The organism is Microbacterium sp. SORGH_AS_0421 (genome assembly GCF_030818635.1).
In the GTDB taxonomy this organism is placed as follows: Bacteria; Actinomycetota; Actinomycetes; order Actinomycetales; family Microbacteriaceae; genus Microbacterium.
Genome location: NZ_JAUTAO010000001.1, coordinates 2021972 through 2043945 on the forward strand (window position 1 = coordinate 2021972; position 21974 = coordinate 2043945).

Annotated in this window: 22 protein-coding genes and 1 pseudogene; 18 read left to right on the forward strand and 5 right to left on the reverse strand. The window is 71.1% G+C overall.

Annotated features, from left to right (window positions below; all coding sequences use genetic code 11):
- Positions 1 to 38 precede the first annotated feature (38 nt).
- On the forward strand, positions 39 to 1499 hold the full coding sequence (locus QE416_RS09545) for a GuaB1 family IMP dehydrogenase-related protein (protein WP_307315613.1): 1461 nt from the start codon (positions 39 to 41) through the stop codon (positions 1497 to 1499).
- Here the strand turns inward: QE416_RS09545 and QE416_RS09550 are convergent.
- Positions 1489 to 2526, reverse strand: a complete 1038-nt coding sequence (locus QE416_RS09550; RefSeq protein ID WP_307315615.1) for a hypothetical protein — start codon at positions 2524 to 2526, stop codon at positions 1489 to 1491. The two genes, QE416_RS09545 and QE416_RS09550, sit on opposite strands and share 11 nt — an antisense overlap.
- A 157-nt stretch (positions 2527 to 2683) precedes the next feature.
- Here QE416_RS09550 and QE416_RS09555 point away from each other — a divergent pair, with 157 nt between their 5' ends.
- Both QE416_RS09555 and QE416_RS09560 read left to right on the forward strand, forming a co-directional pair.
- Positions 2684 to 4027: a hemolysin family protein gene (locus tag QE416_RS09555; protein WP_307315617.1), complete on the forward strand. Its 1344-nt coding sequence runs from the start codon at positions 2684 to 2686 to the stop codon at positions 4025 to 4027.
- A complete protein-coding gene (locus tag QE416_RS09560) occupies positions 4024 to 5079 on the forward strand; it encodes a hemolysin family protein (protein ID WP_210072064.1) in 1056 nt (351 codons plus the stop codon). The genes QE416_RS09555 and QE416_RS09560 overlap by 4 nt, the downstream gene beginning before the upstream one ends.
- A gap of 311 nt (positions 5080 to 5390) precedes the next feature.
- On the opposite strand, the gene QE416_RS09565 is transcribed toward QE416_RS09560, so the two are convergent.
- Positions 5391 to 6449: an NADH:flavin oxidoreductase/NADH oxidase gene (locus QE416_RS09565; RefSeq protein WP_307315620.1), complete on the reverse strand. Its 1059-nt coding sequence runs from the start codon at positions 6447 to 6449 to the stop codon at positions 5391 to 5393.
- A 28-nt stretch (positions 6450 to 6477) separates the two neighbouring features.
- Here QE416_RS09565 and QE416_RS09570 point away from each other — a divergent pair, with 28 nt between their 5' ends.
- The 4 genes from QE416_RS09570 (at position 6478) to QE416_RS09585 (ending at position 10558) form a co-directional block, all read left to right on the forward strand.
- Positions 6478 to 7335 carry an ADP/ATP-dependent (S)-NAD(P)H-hydrate dehydratase gene (locus QE416_RS09570; RefSeq protein ID WP_307315622.1) on the forward strand — a complete coding sequence of 286 codons (858 nt, stop codon included), beginning with the start codon at positions 6478 to 6480 and terminating at the stop codon, positions 7333 to 7335.
- Between the two features lie 86 nt (positions 7336 to 7421).
- Complete coding sequence (locus QE416_RS09575; protein ID WP_307315624.1) at positions 7422 to 8729, forward strand: glycosyltransferase family 87 protein; 1308 nt, start codon at positions 7422 to 7424, stop codon at positions 8727 to 8729.
- Positions 8730 to 8778: 49 nt separating this feature from the next.
- Positions 8779 to 9105 (forward strand): MTH1187 family thiamine-binding protein, encoded by a 327-nt coding sequence (locus tag QE416_RS09580; protein ID WP_210072060.1) that lies wholly within the window; start codon positions 8779 to 8781, stop codon positions 9103 to 9105.
- Positions 9106 to 9310: 205 nt separating this feature from the next.
- Positions 9311 to 10558 carry an MFS transporter gene (locus QE416_RS09585; RefSeq protein WP_307317909.1) on the forward strand — a complete coding sequence of 416 codons (1248 nt, stop codon included), beginning with the start codon at positions 9311 to 9313 and terminating at the stop codon, positions 10556 to 10558.
- Positions 10559 to 10935: 377 nt separating this feature from the next.
- Here the strand turns inward: QE416_RS09585 and QE416_RS09590 are convergent.
- Positions 10936 to 12142: pseudogene (locus QE416_RS09590) on the reverse strand (homoserine O-acetyltransferase).
- A 148-nt stretch (positions 12143 to 12290) separates the two neighbouring features.
- On the opposite strand from QE416_RS09590, the gene QE416_RS09595 reads away from it, so the two are divergent.
- Entirely contained in the window at positions 12291 to 12989 is a 699-nt protein-coding gene (locus tag QE416_RS09595; RefSeq protein ID WP_267786437.1) for an SDR family NAD(P)-dependent oxidoreductase, read from the forward strand.
- Between the two features lie 119 nt (positions 12990 to 13108).
- Here the strand turns inward: QE416_RS09595 and QE416_RS09600 are convergent, their stop codons facing one another.
- Positions 13109 to 14431: a bifunctional o-acetylhomoserine/o-acetylserine sulfhydrylase gene (locus QE416_RS09600; RefSeq protein WP_267786438.1), complete on the reverse strand. Its 1323-nt coding sequence runs from the start codon at positions 14429 to 14431 to the stop codon at positions 13109 to 13111.
- A 146-nt stretch (positions 14432 to 14577) separates the two neighbouring features.
- On the opposite strand from QE416_RS09600, the gene QE416_RS09605 reads away from it, so the two are divergent.
- The gene (locus QE416_RS09605; protein WP_267786439.1) at positions 14578 to 15348 is read left to right on the forward strand and encodes an SDR family oxidoreductase; all 771 of its coding nucleotides are present in this window, start codon (positions 14578 to 14580) and stop codon (positions 15346 to 15348) included.
- A 7-nt stretch (positions 15349 to 15355) separates the two neighbouring features.
- Here the strand turns inward: QE416_RS09605 and QE416_RS09610 are convergent, their stop codons facing one another.
- Positions 15356 to 16024 (reverse strand): MFS transporter, encoded by a 669-nt coding sequence (locus QE416_RS09610; protein WP_307315630.1) that lies wholly within the window; start codon positions 16022 to 16024, stop codon positions 15356 to 15358.
- 24 nt (positions 16025 to 16048) lie between these two features.
- Here QE416_RS09610 and QE416_RS09615 point away from each other — a divergent pair, with 24 nt between their 5' ends.
- From QE416_RS09615 to fliE, 9 genes are all read left to right on the forward strand, one after another.
- Positions 16049 to 16546: a hypothetical protein gene (locus tag QE416_RS09615; RefSeq protein WP_307315632.1), complete on the forward strand. Its 498-nt coding sequence runs from the start codon at positions 16049 to 16051 to the stop codon at positions 16544 to 16546.
- Between the two features lie 194 nt (positions 16547 to 16740).
- Complete coding sequence (locus QE416_RS09620) at positions 16741 to 17613, forward strand: sigma-70 family RNA polymerase sigma factor (RefSeq protein ID WP_307315634.1); 873 nt, start codon at positions 16741 to 16743, stop codon at positions 17611 to 17613.
- A gap of 113 nt (positions 17614 to 17726) precedes the next feature.
- Positions 17727 to 18587 (forward strand): flagellin, encoded by an 861-nt coding sequence (locus QE416_RS09625; protein WP_210072053.1) that lies wholly within the window; start codon positions 17727 to 17729, stop codon positions 18585 to 18587.
- Positions 18588 to 18687: 100 nt separating this feature from the next.
- Positions 18688 to 20052, forward strand: coding sequence for a flagellar filament capping protein FliD (gene fliD / locus QE416_RS09630; RefSeq protein WP_307315636.1), 1365 nt, complete (start codon positions 18688 to 18690; stop codon positions 20050 to 20052).
- A 21-nt stretch (positions 20053 to 20073) separates the two neighbouring features.
- Complete coding sequence (gene fliS, locus QE416_RS09635) at positions 20074 to 20460, forward strand: flagellar export chaperone FliS (protein WP_267786444.1); 387 nt, start codon at positions 20074 to 20076, stop codon at positions 20458 to 20460.
- A 7-nt stretch (positions 20461 to 20467) separates the two neighbouring features.
- Positions 20468 to 20740, forward strand: a complete 273-nt coding sequence (locus tag QE416_RS09640) for a hypothetical protein (RefSeq protein ID WP_210072050.1) — start codon at positions 20468 to 20470, stop codon at positions 20738 to 20740.
- Between the two features lie 167 nt (positions 20741 to 20907).
- Positions 20908 to 21255 carry a flagellar basal body rod protein FlgB gene (flgB, locus tag QE416_RS09645; protein ID WP_210072049.1) on the forward strand — a complete coding sequence of 116 codons (348 nt, stop codon included), beginning with the start codon at positions 20908 to 20910 and terminating at the stop codon, positions 21253 to 21255.
- Positions 21252 to 21644, forward strand: coding sequence for a flagellar basal body rod protein FlgC (gene flgC / locus QE416_RS09650; protein WP_267786445.1), 393 nt, complete (start codon positions 21252 to 21254; stop codon positions 21642 to 21644). Before flgB ends, flgC begins: the two co-directional genes overlap by 4 nt.
- Positions 21644 to 21973 (forward strand): flagellar hook-basal body complex protein FliE, encoded by a 330-nt coding sequence (fliE, locus tag QE416_RS09655; protein WP_267786446.1) that lies wholly within the window; start codon positions 21644 to 21646, stop codon positions 21971 to 21973. Before flgC ends, fliE begins: the two co-directional genes overlap by 1 nt.
- Position 21974: the final 1 nt, after the last annotated feature.

Here is a 21974-nt window from a genome sequence, read left to right on the forward strand (position 1 = left end):
GGGTCTTTCCCTCGCCCTGATGTGGTGAGGTGGATGCCATGGAGTTCTCCGGCGCGCAGCCCGATGTCGACCTGACGTACTCGGACGTCTTTCTCGTCCCCCGCCATTCCGAGGTGCGCAGCCGCCTCGACGTGGATCTCGCCCCCGCCGACGGCAGCGGCGCCACCATCCCGTTGGTGTCGGCGAACATGAACTCGGTCACGGGTACGCGACTCGCGGCGACCCTGGCGCGTCGCGGCGGCCTCGGCGTCCTGCCCCAGGACATGGCCCTCGGCGACCTCGTCGAGGCCGTGTCGTGGGTCAAGGCGCAGCCCGCGGCGTGGGACACCCCGCTGGTCCTTCCGCCCGAGGCCACCGTCGCCGACGCGCGGCGCATCCTTCCCGCCGTGCCCGGCCGGGGCATCGTCGTGGCCACCCCGCGGGAGGACGGCGTGGTCGCCCTCTCGGACGTGCGCGGCATCGTGCCCGCCGGGCGCCTGGCCACGGCCCTTCCCGACGCGACTCTCGGCGACATCGCGCGCCGCGACGCCGAGCCCGTCGACGCGGCCGACGTGCACGATCCCCGCGAGGTCTTCGCGCGGATCGAGGCCGCGGGCGTCGACATCGTCCCGGTCGTCGACGGCGACCGTCTGGTCGGAACGCTCTCCGCGCGCAGCGCCCTCCGCGCCTCCGTCTACCGACCGGGCGTGGACGCCCGGGGTCGTCTTATCGTGGCCGCGGCGGTCGGGGTGAACGGCGACGTCGCCACCAAGGCGCGCGCTTTGGCCGATGCCGGTGTCGACGTCCTCGTCGTCGACACCGCCCACGGTCACCAGGCGCAGATGCTCCGCGCGCTCGGCGCGGTCGCCGCTCTCGACCTCGGCATCCCCATCGCCGCCGGCAACGTGGTGACCGCCGACGGCGTGGCCGACCTCACGGACGCGGGGGCGACCATCCTCAAGGTGGGCGTGGGACCGGGCGCGATGTGCACGACCCGAATGATGACCGCCGTCGGTCGGCCGCAGTTCTCGGCTGTGCTCGAGACCGCCGAGGCGGCGCGCAGCGTCGGCGCGCACGTCTGGGCCGACGGTGGGGTGCGCTATCCCCGCGACGTCGCCCTCGCGCTGGCCGCGGGCGCGGCATCCGTCATGGTCGGCTCGTGGTTCGCCGGGACGATCGAGGCTCCCGGAGAGCTCCTCACCGACGCGGGCGGGCGGATCTACAAGGAGTCGTGGGGCATGGCGTCGACGAAGGCCGTGCAGGGGCGCTTCGGCGGTCTCGACCCCTTCGAGCGCGCCCGCAAGGAGCTCTTCGCCGAGGGGATCTCGTCGTCGCGGATCTACCTCGACCCGCAGCGCCCGGGGCTCGAAGACCTGCTCGACATGATCACCTCGGGCGTGCGTTCGTCGTTCACCTACGCCGGAGCGGCCACCGTCGCCGAGTTCCACGAGCGCGCGCGTGTCGGTCTGCAGTCGGCCGCGGGCTACGACGAGGGCAAGGCGCTGCCGGTCAGCTGGTGACCACGCGTTCGAGGCCGGCCGCGGCCTCGAACGTGATCCAGGCGCCCAGCTGGACCGAGAGGTCCAGGTCGTCGCCCTCCGACCGCGCGGGCCGACGCGGGTCCGCCGGAAAGAGGCCGTCACGGCGCCCCTCCCACAGGGCGTCGGCGTTGCGTTGCACGAGACGCCGGGCCGTGTGCGAGAGGGCGTCGCCCTCGGCATCCCCTCGCTCCGCGAGATCCCTCGCGGCCTGGGCCAGATAGCGGGCCAGGATGCCGGCGAACAGTCCGCCGTCGCCCCCTCCGGCACCCGGGAACAGGCCGTCGTCTGCGGAGCACCACCGCTCCACCGCCCGCACGAGCGCCCGGGCGCGTTCCACGTGCGGGCCCGCCTCGTGGGCCGGGTCCGCCAGGGCGGGCTCGCCGAGCACCAGTTCGAGACCGATCACGGCGCCCTGGTTGTACGTCCACAGCTCGGGGCGTGTCACCCCGCGTTCGATACCGTCGCGCACGAGACCGGTGGCGGGATCGTCGAGGACGGATGCCATCCACGCGGCCAGACCGGCGGCCTCGGTCCGTCGTCCGGTGACCGCCAGCACCATGCCGCCCGGGGCGTTTGCCGGGGCGTTGTACAGCTCGCTGTCGACGCTCCAGGCGAGCGCGCCCACGGCCGGGTCCACGGCATCGTCGAGGACGCGCGCGATCCTGCGCAGCGCACGGGGATGCCGTCCGCTGCGGGCGAGGGCTAGGCCCATCCAGGCGATGTCGTCGTAGAAGGGCGTGGTCCAGCGGCCGATCGTGCGCAGCGCCACCCCGCGCCCCACGCGGCGCAGGAGGAGGCGCCGACGCGCGTCGGGCCGGTGGGTCTCGGCATCGGCGAGGACGTGGAGCAGGTGCGCGTGCCACCAGTAGTGCCACATCCGGGGGTTCTCGCGACCGCCGAGCGAGGCGTGCGCCCACGCGACGGGCCCGTAGCGGTGGAGGTAGCGCTCGAGCACCGAGTGCTCCGCGGAGGCGGCGCGCTGCTGCGCCGGGGTGTCGGCATCCATTCGCCCATCCTCCCCAGTGCGCAGGAAGGTGCACGATACGGATGCCGAGGGGCCGGGGCTGCAATAGAATCGTCCGCACGATGGACGACCCTCCCAGTTGTAGACCCAGGCCCCAACGACCCTCTTCCGCCGAGCGATCGAGCGGGGGTGATGCCTGATGGATTACGTCATGCTGGTTGTGGGGCTCGTGCTCACCGTGGGGACCGGACTCTTCGTCGCGAGCGAGTTCGCCCTCGTCAACCTCGACCGCGCCGACCTCGAATCGCGTCGCGCCGCCGGGGAGACCCGGTTGTCGCTGACCATCGACGCCCTGCGCATCACATCGACGCACCTGTCGAGCGCCCAGCTCGGCATCACGCTGACGACCCTGCTCACCGGATACACGATGGAGCCGGCGATCTCGAACCTGCTGCGCCCGGTGTTCCAGTCGTGGGGGCTGCCCGAGGCGCTCACGGTGTCGATCGCCGCGATCATCGGCGTCGGCTTCGCGACGGTGCTGTCGATGATCCTCGGCGAGCTCGTCCCCAAGAACTTCGCCCTGGCCATCCCGCGGCAGACGGGCAAGCTCGTCATGCCGTTCCAGGTGGCGTTCACCGCGGTGTTCAAGCCCGCCATCGTCGTGCTCAACGGCAGCGCCAACGGCGTGCTGCGGGCCATGGGCGTCGAGCCCAAGGAGGAGTTGTCGGGAGCGCGTTCGGCCGAAGAGCTGTCGAGCCTCGTCAAGCGGTCGGCCAGCGCGGGCATGCTCGAGAAGGACACGGCGTCGCTCCTCGACCGCAGCCTCACCTTCGCGCGGCTCAGCGCCGCCGACGTCATGACCCCGCGCCCGAGCGTGCACGCGCTCGCCGCGGGCGACCCCGCCGACGACGTGGTGCAGCTCGCCCGGCGCACCGGCCACAGTCGCTTCCCCGTGTACGGCGAGTCGATGGACGACATCGTCGGCGTCGTACACCTCAAGGCCGCCATCGGGGTACCGCGCGAGAGACGCGGTGAGGTGCCCGTGGCCGCTCTGTCGACCGAGCCGCTGCGCGTGCCCGAGACCGTTCACCTCGACGCCCTCGTCTCGGAGCTGCGCTCGCGGGGCTACCAGATGGCCATCGTCATCGACGAGTACGGCGGAACGGCCGGGGTCGTCACCCTCGAAGACCTCGTGGAGGAGATCGTGGGCGAGGTGCTCGACGAGCACGACCGCTCGCGCGCCGGCGTCGTGCGCTCGGCCGCCTTCGTCACCTTCCCGGGCGACCTGCGCCCCGACGAGGCCCTCGATCGCGCCGGAGTGCGCGTGCCCGAGGGGGAGGTCTACGACACGGTGGGCGGGTACATCATGGCGGCGCTCGAGCGCATCCCCGTCGTCGGCGACACCGTCGACCTCGAGGACGGCCGGCTCACCGTGCAGCGCATGGACGGTCGTCGCGTGGATCGCGTGCAGTTCACCCCGACACCGGTCGAGCAGGACGTCGACGAACTCGTGCGGGCGGCGAAGGGCGGTGACCAGCGATGAGCGACTGGGCCGGAATCGCCTGGCTGGTGGTCCTGCTGGCCGCCAACGCCTTCTTCGTCGGTGCCGAATTCGCCGTCATCTCGGCACGGCGCTCACAGATCGAACCGCACGCGGACCGCGGTTCGCGTGCGGCCAAGACCGCGCTGTACGCGATGGAGCACGCGACGCTCATGCTGGCGACCTGTCAGCTGGGCATCACCATCTGCTCCCTGCTGATCCTGAACGTCTCGGAACCCGCGATCCACCACCTGTTGGCCGGCCCCCTGGGCCTGACCGGCATCCCCGAGGCGGCAGTCGACGTCGTCGGCTTCGTCGTCGCCCTGCTGGTGGTGTCGTACCTGCACGTCGTGTTCGGCGAGATGGTGCCGAAGAACCTCGCGTTCTCGCTGCCGGATCGGGCCGTCCTCATGCTCGCGCCCCCTCTCGTGGCCGTCTCGAAGGCGTTCCACCCGATCATCGTGGCGCTCAACTGGACGGCCAACCACGTGCTTCGACTGTTCCGCGTCGAGCCGAAGGACGAGGCCGCCTCGACCTACACGCTCGACGAGGTCGCCACGATCGTGACGCAGTCGCGCCGCGAGGGAGTCCTCGACGACTCGGCCGGGACGGTCACCGCGGTGGTGGAGTTCACCGAGAAGAAGGCGGCCGACATCGCGGTGCCGGTGAGCGCCCTGGTGACGCTGCCCGAGACGACCACGCCGGCCGAGATCGAGCGGGCCGTCGCCCAGCACGGCTACTCGCGCTACGTGATCGTCGACCAGAGCGGACACCCCACCGGCTACGTGCACCTCAAAGACGTCCTGCGGGCGGCGGAGGGATCGGATGCCGATATGGCTCGCCCCATCCCGAGCAAGCGCGTGCATCACATGGTGTCGATGCTCGAGACCACCGACCTCGAGGACGCCCTCGCCCTGATGCGCCGCTCCGGCCGCCACCTCGCACAGGTGCGCGACGACAGCGGCGACGTCAAGGCCGTGCTCTTCCTCGAGGACGTCATCGAGGAGCTCGTCGGCGAGGTGCAGGACGCCACGGAGCGTCGCCGCTTCGCCTGAACACACCGCACCGGATGCCACGGGGCCTGGGCTCCGTGGCATCCGGTGTCTTCGTGTGAGGTCGCGCGGGTGCGAGCGGCCGGTGCGGCGCGAGATCACGTGACTTTGCCCACGGCACCCGTCGTGGCGCGTGCTGTGGGCGAGATCACGTGACCTTGCCCTCGGCACCCGTCGTAGCGCTGCGGTGTGCGAGTCCACGTGACTTTGCCCACGGCACTCGTCGTGGCGCGTGCTGTGGGCGAGATCGCGTGATCCGGACCCTGAAGTGGGCGGTGCGGCGCGAGATCACGTGATCTGGATCGGGGCGGTGCTCAGTAGGCGCGGAGGTACTGCGCGGGGGCGGGGGAGTCCGCACCCAGAGCCACGGCGGCGCGCAGCGCGTAGTGCGGGTCGCGGAGCCACTCGCGGCCGGACATGATGGCGTCGGCGCGAGAGTCGACGAGGATCTGCTCGCCGAAGGTGGGGTCGTCGATCATGCCGACCGCGCTGACGAGCAGGCCGGTCTCACGACGCACGGTGTCGGCGTAGTCGACCTGGTACCCGGGCCCGGGGACGATGCGCTGCTCGGGGACGAGGCCGCCGCTGGACACGTCGATGAGGTCGGCGCCCGCATCGGCGACGAGGCGCGCGGCGGCCACGGTGTCGGCGACGTCCCAGCCGCCCTCGGCGGCGTCCGTCGCCGAGAAGCGCACGAACACGGCGGCGTCCCCCGCGGCGCCGCGAACGGCCTCGGTCACCCGGACCAGCAGGCGCACGCGGTTCTCGAACGATCCGCCGTACTCGTCGTCGCGGTGGTTCGTGAGGGGCGAGAGGAACTGATGCAGCAGATAGCCGTGGGCGGCGTGGATCTCCACGACCTGGAAGCCGGCCTGAACGGCCCGGCGGGTGGCGTCGGCGAAGTCGGCGACGACCTTCTCGATCCCCGCGGGGTCGAGGGCGACGGGGGCGGCGAAGGTGTCGTAGGCCAGCGCCGAGGGAGCGACGGTGGTCCAGCCGCCGTCGGAGGGAGCGATCGTGCCGCGGCCGCCGGTGAGGGGAGAGGTGGTCGAGGCCTTTCGACCCGCGTGGCCGAGCTGCACGCCGGCGACGGCTCCGCGCGATCGGATCGCGGCGACGATGGGGACCCACGCCTCGGCCTGCGCGTCGGTCCAGATGCCGGTGTCCTCGGGCGAGATGCGCCCCTCGGGCGAGACGGCGGTCGCCTCGGCGATCACCATGCCGGCACCGCCGGACGCGAACTGCGCGAGGTGCACGTGGTGCCAGTCGTTCGGGACGCCCTCGACCGCGCTGTACTGGCACATCGGGGAGACCCAGAGGCGGTTGCGCACCGCGGTACCGCGAATGGACAGGGGTGTGAAGAGGGCGCTCATGAGGACCTTTGCGTTCTAGGGTGACGCCATGACGGCGAAGGACTTCAGCGGGGACGATGTCGCCCGCGCACTGCGGAAGCCAACGGCGGAGGACGACAAGTATTCCCGCGGGGTGGTCGGCCTGCGTACCGGTTCGGCCCGTTACCCGGGCGCGGCGGTGCTCGGGGTCGAGGCCGCGTGGCGCACCGGGACGGGAATGGTCCGCTATCTCGGACCCGCGCGCGCCCAGGACTTCGTGCTGCACCGGCGCCCCGAGACCGTGACGGCCGACGGGCGGGTGCAGGCCTGGGTGATGGGATCGGGAACGGATGCCGCCGAGCGCGATGCCGCCGAGACCGCGGCGCTGCGGGGCATCCTGTCGAAAGAGGTACCCGTCGTCGTCGACGCCGGGGCGCTGGACCTGGTCGCGGGAGCGACGGCCCCCGTGATCGTCACGCCCCACGCGCGAGAGCTCGACCGGTTGCGGGACGGTCTCGGGATGCCGGCGGTCGACGCCCGCGACGACGACGCACGAGAGGCGGCGGCGCGCGAGACGGCGGAGGCGTTCGGGGGAGTCGTGCTCTCGAAAGGGGCGGTCACGATCGTGGCGGCGGCCGGGGGCTGGACGCGCCGGGTCTCGACGGGGACGCCGTGGCTCGCGACGGCGGGCACCGGCGATGTCCTCGGCGGGGTGCTCGGGGCCGTGCTGGCGGGGTCGGTGGCCGACGGGCGGGACAGCGTGGAGGACCTGGCCGCCGCGGCCGCCGCCGCCGCGTGGCTGCACGGGACGGCCGGGCGGGTGGCATCCCTCGCCCGCGGATCAGACGGGGGGCCGATCGCGGCGCTCGACGTCGCCGAGGCGCTGCCGGGTGTGGTGGCCGCGGTGCTGAGGGACTCGATCGCGTAACGGTTCGCTGCGTCGGCCCGCGCGACGGCGGGGGTCCGACCGACCTCCGTCCGGGGCCGCGAGTGACGCCCGTTTAGGATGAGGCGGTGTTGAGGCGTGTCGTTCCCCTGTTGATCGCGTTCGTCGCCGTGCACGTCGTGGTGGGGATCCTGGGCTATCAGCAGCCCAACGAACCCATGGGCGACGTGTACCTGGTGTACGAACCCTGGTCGCGTTGCGCCCTCTTCGGGGGCATCGATGTGACCTCGTGCACGCGCAGCGACGCGTGGGCCTGGCCGGGCATCACCGAGAAGTGGATCTATCCGCAGCTCGCGTTCCTGCCGATGACGTTCGCCTGGGTCTTCGCCTGGGTCGTCGGCTACACCCCGGCGTGGGTGATCACGGTGGCGCTGTTCAACCTCGTCGCCTTCGTCGTGCTGGTCGGCAAGGGCCGCTCGACGGGTCGCGTTCTCGCCGCCTGGTTCTGGCTCGCCGCCATTCTGCTGATCGGCCCCGTGGGCCTGTACCGCATCGACGGGATCACGGTGCCCTTCGCGATCCTCGGCAGCATCTGGATGCTGCGGCGTCCCTTCGTGGCGTCGGTGCTGCTCTCGATCTCGGTGTGGATGAAGGTCTGGCCCGCCGCGATCCTCGCCGCCGGTCTCATCGTCGTGCGCCGCCGACTCGCGCTGGTGTGGGGCGCCGTCGCGGTGTCGCTCGCGACGATCATCCCCGTGGTGGCCCTGGGCGGGGCACCCTACGTCTTCGGATTCGTCGGGGACCAGACCTCGCGCGGCATCCAGATGGAGGCCCCCGTCGGCGGCCTGTACATGTTCCTCGCCGCGTTCTACGTGCCCGGCAGCGAGGTCTACTACGACGGCGGCGTGCTCACCTTCCAGGTGACCGGGCCGGGCGCCGAGCCGCTCATCGCCGCCATGACCCCGATCATGTTGCTCACGATGGTCGCCGTCGCGATCGTCGGGCTGACGAAGATGCGCCGAGGGGCGACCTTCCTGTCGCTCTTCCCGCCGTTGACGCTCGCGCTGGTGACCGCGTTCATCGCGCTGAACAAGGTCGGCTCGCCGCAGTACTACGTGTGGCTGTTCGCCCCCGTCGTGCTCGGGCTCATGATCGACCGCCGTCGCTGGTACGCCTTCGCCGGCATGACGCTCGTGATCGCCGCCCTCACGCAGTGGATGTACCCGCTGCTGTACGACGGGCTCATGGCGACGCACCCGAACCCCTTCCCGGTGGTCGTGCTCGAGGCGCGCAACCTGCTCGCCCTCGTTCTGCTGGTGTGGGCCGTCGTGCGCGTCGTGCGCGTTCCCACGGGGCGCGTGCGCCCGCCCGCGGGGCTCCGCGAGATCGTGACGGGGCGTCGGCCGATCCCGGCCCGGGTTCCGACCGGACGCTGACCGAGGCGGGCCCGTTCCGCTGCGCAAGGCCGAGCCGTAGTCTCGATCCATGCTCATCGCTTTCTCGGTCGCCCCCTCGGGGGTCGGCACCGCTGCCACGGAGAACCCCGACGGATCGGTCCACGACGCGGTCGCCGCGGCGGTCGCGGTCGTGCGCGCCTCGGGCCTTGCACACCGCACGACCTCGATGTTCACCGAGGTCGAGGGGGAGTGGGACGAGGTCTTCGCCGTGGTGAAGGCGGCGACGGATGCCGTGATGCCCTACGGCTCGCGTGTCTCGCTGGTGCTCAAGGCCGACATCCGCCCCGGGCACACCGGCGAGCTCGACGGCAAGATCGAGCGCCTCGAGGACGCGCTGGAGCGCCGGGAGGATTGACCCGCGGCTGAGCCGGGTCGTCTCGTGCCGGCGCCGCTCGCTCCGTCTCGCGTGGGGAGACCTCCTCCGCTCCGCGGTCTGTCGAGGAGTGACGGCTCGCGGGGGAGAGAACGCCACCCCCGAATCTCGAAACGATTCGACCCGACCCCGTCGCGCCGACTAGCATCGCCTGGTGACCTCTTCGACGACCTCGAGAGGTGCGGCGATGCGGGCGCTCCTTTCTCTCGCCATCGGCAGTTTCGGCATCGGCATGACCGAGTTCGTGGTGATGGGCCTCCTGCCCAACATCGCCCGAGAACTCGTTCCCGGTGCCTGGGCGGCCTCTCCCGACGACGCGATCGCCCAGGCGGGCTGGCTGATCTCGCTGTACGCCCTCGGCGTCGTCGTCGGAGCTCCCACGATCGCCGGATCCGTGGCCCGCTTCCCGCGCCACCGCGTGATGATCGTGCTGGCCGCGGCCCTGGCGTTCTTCACCCTGCTGACCGTGATCGCCCCCACGTTCGAGCTCGTCGCGGCATCCCGCTTCCTCGCCGGGCTCCCGCACGGTGCGTACTTCGGCATCGGTGCTCTCGTCGCCGCCGACGCCCTCGGCCCGGGCAACCGCGCCAAGGGCGTGGCCTTCGTGCTCACGGGCTTGACCATCGCCAACGTCGTCGGAGTGCCCCTGGGCACCCTCCTGGGTCAGCAGGTCGGCTGGCGCGCCGCCTTCGCCGTGGTCACCGGTATCTTCCTGCTCGCGACCATCTGCATCGCCCTGTTCGTGCCGAAGCACCCCGGCTCGCCTGGCCGGCGGTTGCGTGACGAGCTGCGCGTGTTCCGCATCGGTCAGGTCTGGCTCGCCCTCGGTATCGGGGCGATCGGTTTCGGCGGGTTCTTCGCGATGTACAGCTACATCGCCCCGATGATCACCGGCGTCGCCGGCCAGCCCGAGTGGACGGTCTCGCTCGTGCTCGTGCTCGTCGGCATCGGCATGACGATCGGCAACATCGTCGGCGGCGCCCTCGCCGACAAGGATCTGCGCTTCTGGCTCTTCACGGGCCTCATCGCCCTGGGCGCGGCATCCGTGGGTCTGGCTCTCACAGCCGGGTGGATCGTGAGTCTCGTGCTGTTCGCCTTCCTCGTGGCGTTCTGCGGCTCGGCGCTCAGCCCCGCCATCCAGACCCGTCTGATGGACGTCGCCGAAGACAATCAGTCGATCGCCGCGGCGCTGAACCACTCGGCGCTGAACATCGGCAACAGCCTCGGAGCATTCCTCGGCGGCCTCGCGATCGCCGCCGGACTGGGGCTGGTGGCGCCGGCATGGGTCGGCGCGGTGCTCGCCGCGGGCGGGCTCGTCGTCGCGATCGTGGCGTACCGGGTCGAGGACCGCAGCGGACGCCACCCCGATCACCGTATGCCGGCGGCCGAGGCGGCGCAGACCGCGATCACCGGATCGATCCCGACGCAGCGCTGACGCGGCCGGGCGGTTGCCTCCCGCGAGTGTCCAGAACACCCGGACGTTCCGCTGCACTGTCCGGGTGTCGTGGACACTCACGGGTCCACCGACGACCGGGCCTTCAGCGACGCCCGGGCGTCCCGCGGCGACCCGGCATCCGGCGACGCTGTCGTGTTGCGCGCGCTTCGCGGCGGGCGACCCTCGAGTGTCCACGACACCCGGGCGTTTCGCGACGTCGTCCGGGTGTCGTGGACACTCGACCAGGCGCAGCCGTCGTCGCCATCACCGCCGCTCGGGCCGCGACTCGCACTCGGCGCGCGGGCGGGCTCGCTCGGGTGACGGGAACCCCGTCGGGCGGATCGTCGGATGCCGCGGGCTCACGGCATCCGGGATCGTCAGGTCGCGAGGAGTCGGCGCAGGTGCGCGGCGACCGCGGCGGTCTCGATGAGGAAGCCGTCGTGGCCGAAGTCGCTCGACAGAACGATCGCGCCGTCTTTGTCGAGGGTGTTCGCGATGCCGCGGGCGATGCGGTGCTGCCCGTCGATGGGGAACAGGCGGTCGCTGTCGACGCCCAGGACGAGGGTCGTGGCGGTCACACGGCGCAGCGCGTCTTCGACGCCGTCGCGGTCGCGGCCGACGTCGTGCGAGTTCATCGCCTCGACGAGGACGAGGTAGCTGTTGGCGTCGAAGCGGCGCGTGAATTTGTTGCCGTGGAAGTCGAGGTACGACTCCACCGCGAAACGTCCGCCCCGGCCGAGGGGACTCACGCCCGACTGCCACGACCGCTGGAAACGCTGGTTCAGCTCGGTGGGGCTGCGGTAGTTCAGCAGCGCCATGCGCCGGGCGAGGGCGAGACCGCGGTGCGGGCCGTCGCCGTCGCCGGAGTCGTAGTATTCGCCGCCGGCGAAGCGCGGGTCGACGCGCACGGCGTCGAGCTGCACGGAGTTCAACGCGATCTGGTCGGCGGTGGTGATGGGCGGTGCGGAGAGGATCGCCGCGCGCTCGACCCGGTCGGGGGAAACCGACGGCCCACTCCAGGGCGTGCATGCCTCCCATCGATCCGCCCACCACGGCGTGCCAGCGATCGACGCCGAGACGGTCGGCGAGCAGGGCCTGGGCGTTCACCTGATCGCGGATCGTGAGGTACGGGAAGCGCGAGGCCCACTCGTAGCCGTCCGGGGCGATGCTCGCGGGACCGGTGGAGCCCTGGCATCCGCCCAGCATGTTCGGGGCGATCACGAAGTAGCGGTCGGTGTCGATCGCGGCGCCGGGTCCCACGAGATCGCTCCACCATCCGGCCGTGGGGTGACCGGGGCCGGCGGCTCCCCGGACGTGGCTGTCGCCGGTGAGGGCGTGCAGGATCAGGACGGCGTTGTCGCGCGCGGGGGAGAGCTCGCCCCAGGTCTCGAAAGCGAGGCGGAACGCGGGGAGGGACTCGCCGCTCTCGGTCTCGAAGACGCCGAAGGCGGCGAAGCGTCGGTCGCCGACGGGGTCGCCGTCGCGCCACGCGCCGGTCGCGGGGGGTCTGCCGAGGAGGGAGCGGGCGTCCGCCTCCGTCACCGGGGCCGAGGGCACCGTGTCTTCGGAGATCTGCCAGTCCATGGCATCCATTCTCCCTAGGCGGGGAGGGTCGCCACGAACTGTTACGACCGGCGCGGCGACGACGAGGGCCTGCGCGGTGCCCCGACCACCGGTGGACACCGTTGTCCAGCCCCCGCCGACGCACGGGTCGGCTCGTCATGATCGCGGCATGGCGAACTTCCTCCTCATCGCGGCCTCGAGCGACATCGGTCAGGCGACGGCGACACGACTGCGCGACGCGGGTCACCGTGTCGTGACCACCGCGCGGGACTCCTCGCGGATCGAGCCCGACTTCATCCTGGATGCGACGGACTTCGACGCCGTGGACCGCATCGTCGGCGAGTCGGGTGAGCTCGACGGGATCGCGGTGTTCGCGGGGTCGATGCTGCTCAAGCCCGCGCACCTGACCTCTCGCGCGCAGTACGACGAGCTCATCGCCGCCTCGCTCACCACGGCCTTCGCGGCGGTGCGCGCGGCGGGGTCGCACATGCGCGGCGGCGGAGCGGTGGTGCTCGTGTCGTCGGCAGCCGCTCTCGCGGGGCTCCCGAACCACGACGGGATCGCGGCGGCCAAGGCCGCGGTGATCGGCCTGACCCTGTCGGCGGCGGCGAGCTACGCCGCGCACGGACTCCGGGTGAACGCCGTCGCGCCGGGACTCGTGCAGACCCGGCTGACCGAGAAGCTCACCTCGAGCGACATGTCGCGCAAGGTCTCGGAGGCGATGCACCCGCTCGGCCGGCTCGGCGAGCCCGACGACGTCGCGCGCGCCGTGGAGTTCCTGCTCGCGCCCGAGAACGCGTGGGTGACGGGGCAGGTGCTCGGGGTCGACGGCGGGTTGGGGAGTCTGCGTCCGCGGCAGAAGGTGTGACGGCCCGGGGTGGATCGGCTCGGGGTCTTCCTGGCTGTCCCGGAGTGCCTCGACGGTGCCCCGTCGGCACGCGGGAACGCCCCGCCCCGGAGCAACGGGGCGGGGCGTTCGTGCAGCCGTCAGGCGCGGGCGGCCTCCGAGAGGCGACGCGCCGATGCCAGAGCCTGGTCGAGGTCGGCCTTGAGGTCTGCGATGTTCTCGAGCCCCACCGACAGGCGCACGAGGCCGGGCGTCACGCCCGCGGTGAGCTGCTGCTCGGGGGTCAGCTGCGAGTGCGTGGTCGAGGCCGGGTGGATGACGAGGGAGCGCACATCGCCGATGTTGGCCAGGTGGCTGAACAGGCTCAGCGAGTTGACGAACTCGCGGCCCGCCTCGACACCGCCCTTGAGCTCGAACGACAGCACCGCGCCCACGCCCTTGGGGGCGTAGTTGTTGGCGGCGGCGTACCAGGGGGAGGTGGGAAGGCCGGAGTAGTTCACCGTGGCGACGTCGGGGTGCGACTCGAGCCACTCCGCGATCTCCTGGGCGTTCTGCACGTGGCGCTCGATGCGCAGCGACAGGGTCTCGATGCCCTGGATCAGCTGCCACGCGCTCTGCGGGGCGATGGAGGCTCCGAGGTCGCGCAGCAGCTGGACGCGGGCCTTGATGATGTAGGCGAGACCGTCGCCGACCGCTTGCGTGTACACGGCGCCGTGGTACGAGGGGTCGGGGGTCGTGAGGCCGGGGAAGCGGTCGGAGTGCTCGGACCACGGGAAGGTGCCGCCGTCGACGATCACGCCGCCGATCGTGGTGCCGTGCCCGCCGAGGAACTTCGTCGCCGAGTGCACGATGATGTCGGCGCCGTGCTCGAAGGGGCGGATCAGGTACGGGGTCGCGATCGTGTTGTCGACGATCAGCGGAACACCCGCGTCGTGCGCCGCGTCGGCGACCGAGCGGATGTCGAGGACGTTGATCTTGGGGTTGCCGATGGTCTCGGCGAAGAACAGCTTCGTGTTCGGGCGGACCGCGGCGCGCCACTCCTCGGGGTCGTCCTGGTTCTCGACGAACGTGGTCTCGATGCCGAGCTTGGCGAGGGTGTACTTGAAGAGGTTGTAGGTGCCGCCGTAGATCGAGCTCGACGAGACGATGTGGTCGCCGGCCTGTGCGATGTTGAGCACGGCGAAGGTCTCGGCCGCCTGGCCGCTGGCGACGAGAAGGGCGCCGGTGCCGCCCTCGAGGCCCGCGACGCGCTGCTCGACGACGTCCTGCGTGGGGTTCTGGATGCGCGTGTAGATGTTGCCGAACTCGGCCAGCGCGAAGAGGTTCGCGGCGTGGTCGGCGTTGTCGAACACGTACGAGGTCGTCTGGTAGATCGGGGTGGCGCGAGCCTTCGTGACCGGGTCGGGCTGCGCACCCGTGTGGATCTGCTTGGTCTCGAAACGCCAGTTCTCGGGTACCGACATGACTGCTCCTCAGCTTCGGGAGGCCGGGCGGTCGCCGTGGCCTGCTGCGAGCGTAGGGACAGCCTCGGACGCCGACAAGCGACCCGGACACGGGCCGTAACACCTCTGCCATGCCGGTGTCGGACGGGGGCGATAGCGTGGATGCCATGACGCGACGCGCAGTGGTGACCGGGGCCAGTTCGGGTATCGGAGAGGCGACGGCGAGGCTGCTGCGCTCGCGCGGGTGGGACGTCGTGGGCGTCGCGCGCCGCGCCGAGCGTCTCCGAGCCCTCGAGGCCGAGACGGGGGTCGTCGCGCACGCGGCCGACCTCACCGACGCCGACGACATCGCCGGCCTCTCGGCCTGGCTGAGCGAGACCGGGGGCGTCGACGCCCTCGTGCACGTCGCGGGCGGGGCGCGCGGGAGCGACCGGATCGAAGACGGCGACCCCGAGGACTGGCGCTGGATGTTCGAGGCCAACGTGCTCTCGGGACAGCGGCTCGTGGCATCGCTTCTGCCGCTTCTGCGCGCGGCTGCGAACGCGACCGGTCACGCCGACGTGCTCTTCGTCACCTCCACCGCCGCGCAGACGGCGTACCCCGGTGGTGGCGGCTACAACGCGGCCAAGGCGGGCGAGGCCATGCTCGTGCACGCGCTGCGCCAGGAGCTCAACGGCGAACCGCTGCGCGTCATCGAGATCGCCCCGGGGATGGTGCGCACGGAGGAGTTCACGCTCAACCGCCTGGGGGGAGACCAGGATGCCGCCGACAAACTGTACGAGGGTGTCGAGGCGCCGCTGACGGCCGGCGATGTCGCGGATGTGATCGCCTATGCGCTCGATGCGCCCGGCCACGTGAATCTCGACCTGGTGACCCTGCGCCCCGTGGCGCAGTCGGCGCAGCACCTGCTGGCGCGGGGGCCGCTGAAGACGCGCTGATCGGGGGTCACACCAACTCGCCGCGCGCGGCGGTGGCGGCGACCTTCGCCTCGGCCGCGTCCGAGAACGCGGCACTCGGAACGAAGGCCAGCAGAACGGCGGCGAGAAGGCCGCTCGCGCTGCAGACGACCCATACGGTGACGTACCCGGTGAAGGGGGCGGCCGTGCCGATCGCGGTGGCCGCACCGCCGGCGAGAACGACGCCGAAGAATGCCGACGACATCGTGCCGCCCATGATCTTCGTCGTGTTGGTCATCGCCGAGGCCATGCCGGTGCGTCCGCGTGGAGCGGCGGCGGCCGCGGCGGCGGGCATCGCGGCGATGAGGGCGCCGGCCCCGATCCCGGCGACACCGAGGCCCAACAGCACCTGCCAGGGCTCATCGTGGAGGGGCAGGAGCAGGGCGTACCCGATGCCGACGAGGACTGCCGAACCGATGAGCGGGACGCGGGGACTGGTGCGGCGCGAGGCGACGGCGAAGAGCACCGCGCCCACGATCAGCGAGAGCAGGTAGGCCCCCACGACGTTCGAGCGCTGCGTCGTATCGAGGCCCAGGCCGTACCCGATCGCGGGGTCGGTGCCGAGGTAGGTGACGAGCGGGCCCTGAGCGCCGAGCAGGCTGATGCCGACGAGGAACGCGGTCGCCTGCACCGGCCACATCTCGGGGCTCCGGAGCATGCGGATGTCGATCGCCGGGTCGCGTTGGCGCAGCTCGTACCGGACGAAGAGTGCGCCCAGGGCCAGGCCGATCGCGAGCAGTGCGGCGATGACGACCGGGCCCGGGCCCGCGGGGAGGCGGACGAACGAGAGGGCGCCGGTAAGGAACAGCAGCGCGCCGGCGAGGATGACGAAGCCGCCCAGATCGAGGTGCCGTGCGCCGCTCGAACGCTCGGACTCCGGGACGCCCAGCCAGATGGCGACGCTGACGAGGGTGACGACGACGGCGGGGATCGCGAGCGTGAGCTGCAGGTTGCCGCCGCTCGCGGCGAAGAAGCGGCCGGCGGCGAGGGCGCCGGGCCGGTCTGGGACGGTCGGCGGGGGCCCTTCCGTATCGGCGTGCTACGTTCACTCGTAAACGTGGAAAAATGGGCGCGCCGACGTGTCGAGAAGGTCGTCTCCGGTCGCTGGTGGTGCGCGACGACCGTTCGCACCGGAGCGCGGCGTGGGGGGCGCGTGAGCGTGCTCGGGCGGTGGCGGTGATCGCCGGCGCCGTCGGTCGCCCCTGCGGATCGAAGCGTGCGCCGCGACAGTCGTCGAGCGCCGGCTGGCGGCGCGGCGCCGAAGCGTCCCGCCCCACGCGCCGTATCTCCTTCGTTGCTGGGTGCGGCCTCGGAGTCGACTGGGAGTTGTGTTAGTTTCTGCTTATAAACAAGCAAAAAGCAGGAGCACCCGTGTTGAGCAGCGTCACTGCCCCCTCCGATTCCGCCACCCCGATGTCGCCCGAGCGTCTCGCGCGGGAGAACCTGCCCCTGGCGAAGTACCTCGCCGTTGAGAAAGCGCGTACCGCCCTGCACGTGGACCTCGACGACCTCCTGTCGGCGGCGTATCTGGGCCTGGCCACCGCGTCCTTGGAGTTCGAACCCGAACGCGGCATCCCGTTCGGCGCCTATGCACGCACCAAGATCACCTGGGCGATCCTCAACGAGATGCGCTCGGCGGATCCCGCGGGCGAACGCGGTCGCGAGAAGATCGAACGCGTGCGCGTGGCCGATGAGCTCGTGCGGGTGCGGACGGGGCGCGCGGCGACCGTGGCAGAGCTGGCTGCCGAATCCGGTCTCGATGCCGAGGTCGTGGTGAAGATGCAGATGCTCGACGAGATGGTCCGTACCGGAACGAGCTTCGAGGCGCAGTTCGAGGGTGACGACTCCCGCTCGGCTCCCGATCTCACCGACACCGTGATCCTTCCCGAACACGCGGTCGAGCAGGCGGAGAAGCAGCGGATGCTCGACCGAATCATCGGCGCGCTGCCCGACCAGATGCGCCAGGTCATCCGCGGCGTGTACCTCGACGAGCGCATGGTGAAAGACGTCGCGGCCGATCTCGAGGTGAGTCACGCCTACGTCTCGAAGCTCCGACGAGTGGGCCTGACCCTCATGCGCGAGGCCCTCGACGCCTGGGAGAACGGTACGACGCCCGACCGATCGACGGCCACGAAAGCGGCCTTCTTCGATGGCGTCTTCGGTCCCGTCGCGGCGTCCTCTGCTCGCGGCGCAAGAGAGGCGACGGGGCCGAGCGTGGACCTGAGGGGACTGGCCCTTCCCGCCTGAGGCGCGAATCTCGCCGGACACGGCGGTTACGCGTCGATGGATCCGTCGCGATGGTGGGGGATGCGAGGCCACGGACGGCTCCGCTTCGAATATCCCATCCACGGAGGAACAACATGGGTCTTCAGATCGCAACCAACGTCGGTGCCCTCAACGCGTACCGCAACCTGTCGTCGAACCAGAACGACGTGTCGAAGTCGCTCGAGAAGCTCTCGAGCGGTCTGCGCATCAACCGTGCGGCCGACGACGCCGCCGGCCTCGCCATCTCCGAGGGCCTGCGCTCGCAGGTCAACGGCCTGAACGTGGCCGCGCGTAACGCCCAGGACGGTATCTCGGTCATCCAGACCGCGGAAGGCGGCCTCACGGAGGTCCACTCGATCCTGCAGCGCGTGCGCGACCTCGCGGTGCAGGCGGGTAACGACTCGAACAACGCGGACTCCCGCAAGGCCATCACCTCCGAGGTGACGCAGCTGGTCGACGAGCTCGAGCGCATCGCGGACAGCTCGAACTTCAACGGCATCAAGCTCCTCGACGGCTCCGCAGGCGCCGCCGCGGACGGCAAGCTCAGCTTCCAGATCGGAGCGGACGGTTCGGCGTCCAGCCAGATCTCCGTCGACCTCGGTGTCGCCGACATCAAGACGCTCGCCACGGATCTGCGCACGAGCATCGTCACGACCGACGGCTTCGCAGACCCGACGGTCGCGGCGACGACCATCACCGCGGTCGACACGGCGATCAAGTCCGTGTCGTCGGCTCGCGCCGAGCTCGGTGCCGTCCAGAACCGCTTCGAGTCGACCATCAACTCGCTGCAGGTCTCGGCCGAGAACCTCTCCGCCGCCAAGAGCCGCATCGTCGACACCGACATGGCGGCCGAGATGGTCAAGTACACGGCCTCGAACATCCTGGCGCAGGCGGGCACCGCGATGCTCGCCCAGGCCAACCAGTCGGGCCAGGGCGTCCTGCAGCTCCTGCGCTGATCCGCAGCGCTGACGCACCGACGACGCCCGGGCGGGAGGTTCCTCCTGCTCGGGCGTCGCCTCACCCGGGATCGCTTCACCGACGGAAGGCGGAGACACGATGAACATCGACGGCCTGGCATCCGGTATAAAGACCGCGGACGTCATCGACGCGCTGATGAACGTCGCCGCGATCCCCAAGACCCTGGTGACCAACAAGATCACCGATCGCAACACCATCATCGCCAACCTGCAGTCGCTCAACACGACCCTGCAGAGCCTCGCCGAGAAGGCGAAGACCGCGGCCTCCGCGACGTCGCTCGCGCGCTTCTCAGCGACGAGTTCCGCCGAGGCCGTGACCGTCACCGCGGGCGACAAGGCCCGCGCCTTCTCGACCGCCGTGGTGGTGGACACCCTCGCCACCGCTCACGCCGTGGTGACCGCGCCCGGGGGAGCCGACGCGTTCGCGGGCCCGTTCACCCTGGTCGCCCGAGACGGGACCGCCACCGAGATCACCCCGACCGGTGCCGCGCCCAGCGACCTCGTCGCCGCCATCAACGCCTCCGGCACGGGCGTCACCGCCACGGTCGTACCGGGCGGTCGGAGTGCCGACGGCCAGCCCCTGTCGCGGGTGCAGATCACCGCGAACCGGACGGGGGCGGAGGCCGCTTTCACCCTGCACCGCGGCAGCGCCGCCGACGTCGCCGCGGGAACCGGTGACGATGTCACGACCGAGACGGGCGCGGCGATCGTCGCACGCGGCGCGGATGCCGTCATCCGCCTGTTCGCGGGGACCGCCGCCGAGCAGAGCGTGACCAGTTCTTCCAACACCTTCGTCGGGATCGGCGAGGGCGTCGACATCACGGTGCGCGCCACGTCCACGCAGCCGGTCACGGTCACCGTCGCCGCCGACGGCAAGGCGCAATCCGACACCGCCGCGGCCTTCATAAAAGACATCGCCGCCCTGCTGACGCGGATCGACAACGGCTCCAAGGCCACGGTCGCCGCCCCGGGTTCGGCCACCACCCTCGGCGTGTTCACCGGCGACAGTACGGTGCGCTCACTCCGCGGCGCCCTCGCCAGCGCCGTCCAGAGCCCGGTCGGCTCCGTCTCGCCCTCGACGATCGGGATCAGCGTCGACAAGTTCGGCGCGCTGTCGTTCGACCAGGAGAAGTTCGCCGCGGCCATGCGAGCCGACCCGGCTGCGACACAGGCGACGTTCTCGGCCGTCGCGGATCGCGTGCAGGCGAGCACGACGCAGTACTCCGACAAGTACGACGGCCTGCTCACCCAGCGCATCACCGGCCAGCAGACCGAGGTCAGGTCGCTGCAGCAGCAGGTGGAACGCATGGACCTGCGGCTCGACATGCGCCGAGCCACGCTCGAGCGCACCTACTCGGCGATGGAGGTCCGCCTGTCGGGTCTTCAGTCGCAGTCGTCCTGGCTCACCTCGCAGCTGGCCGCCCTCACTCCGCCGTCCCAGTAACCGCGAACAGGAGACAGATCGATGCCCGTCACCACCCTCGCCCGCGCCCAGCAGGAATACCTCGAGCAGCAGGTCTCATCCGCCACCCCCGAGCGTCTCGTCACCATGCTCTACGACCGTCTGCTCGTCGACGTCGAGCGCGCGCGCGCCGCGCAGGAGAGCGGCGACTGGCCCTCGGCGGGCACGTACCTCACGCACGCGCAGGCGATCATCGCGGAACTGAACGGTTCGCTCGACGACGGCTGGGACGGCTCGGACGGGCTGCGGGGGCTCTACACCTACATCACGGGTCGTCTCATCGTGGCCAACGTCGGCCGGGACACGGCGGCCACACAGGAGTGCGCGACCCTGATCGCCCCGCTCCGCGAGGCCTGGCACGCCGCGGCGTCCGCGCTCACCGTCTCGTGACGAAGCGATGACCGACGACGCGGCGTGGGCCGACCTCCTGGATACATTCGAGCGCGCCCTCGACGGTGGCGACGAGATGGCGCCCGGGTCCTTCGTGCGACCGGCCGGTCCGCCCCCGGAGCACCTCGTCGCCCGGGCGCGGGAGGTGCTCGAGAGGCAGCTCCGCGCGATCGAGGCACTCGGCGTCGCCCGTGCCGAGGTCGCGCGCGAGCTCGCGGCTCTGCGGCGGATCCCGCCCACGCGAGTGAGCCCACCCGTCTACCTCGACGTGCGCGGATAAGCGCAGCCCGTCGCTTCGCTCGCGTGCCGCGGGCGTCCCGGGCCGGCATCCGTCCCCGAATCCCGCTCGCGGTTACGCCGGAGCGCACCCGTCGCGATAGTCGGTGCCGAGCAGGGATCGCTCAACGACTGGCCACGGATCGGCTCGCCCCTCGACCGGAGTGCCGCGTGCTCGAATCCGTCACCTCAACAGCCCTGTCCAGCGCTCTCGACGCGTTGTCGTTGCGCCAGCGCGCGATCGCCGAGAACATCTCCAACGTCAACACGCCCGGCTACCACGCCAAACGCGTGTCATTCGAAGAGGAGCTCGCGAGCGCCGTCGGACGGGGGTCCGGGAGCGTCGAAGCGGTGGTGCAGCGCTCGCTCGAGCCCACTCGACTCAACGGCAACAACGTCAACCTCGACACCGAGACGATGTCGAACATCGACACGGTGCTGCGCTACCAGTTCGCCGCCCAGGCCCTCAGCGGCCAGGCATCGTCCATCACCAAGGCGATCGGTCAGGCCTCCGCATGAGCTTCGACGCGATCGGCGTGGCGGGGACGGGCTTGACGGCCCACCGCAAATGGCTGGATGCCATCAGCGACAACATCGCCAACGTCAACACCGCCACCCCCGCGGGGCAGGACATGTTCCGCGAGAAGTACGTCACGGCGGCCGAGGGCACCGTGACCCCCGGCGTGTACGTCACGGGCGTGCGCGAGTCGACCGCGGAGGGGCGTCTCGTCTACGAGCCCGAGCATCCCTACGCCGACGAGAACGGCTACGTGCAGTACCCCAACGTCGACCTCGGTGACCAGATGAGCATGCTGATCCTCGCCCAGCGCGGGTATCAGGCCAACGCCGCCGTCATCGACCGCGCCAAGACGAGCTACGAAGCGGCCCTGCAGATCGGACGAAGCTGATGAGCATTCCCCTCGACCCGATCGCAGCCGTGGGCGTGACGCCCCTCAGCCCGCTGAGCTTCGAGCAGACCGCCTCGGCACCGCAGGCGATCGGCGGCGCCGCGGGCGGACAGTCGTTCGCGACGTCGCTCGCCGCCGCCGTCGAGAATCTGCAGCAGCTGCAGTCGACCTCGAACGGCTTGGCCGTGCAGGCCGTCACCGGAGACCTCGACGACATCCACAAGGCCACGCTCGCCTCGACGCGCGCCGGGGTCACGCTCGACCTGATGGTCGCCGTGCGCGATCGCGGGGTCGCCGCGTTCAACGACGTCATGCGGATGCAGGCCTGAC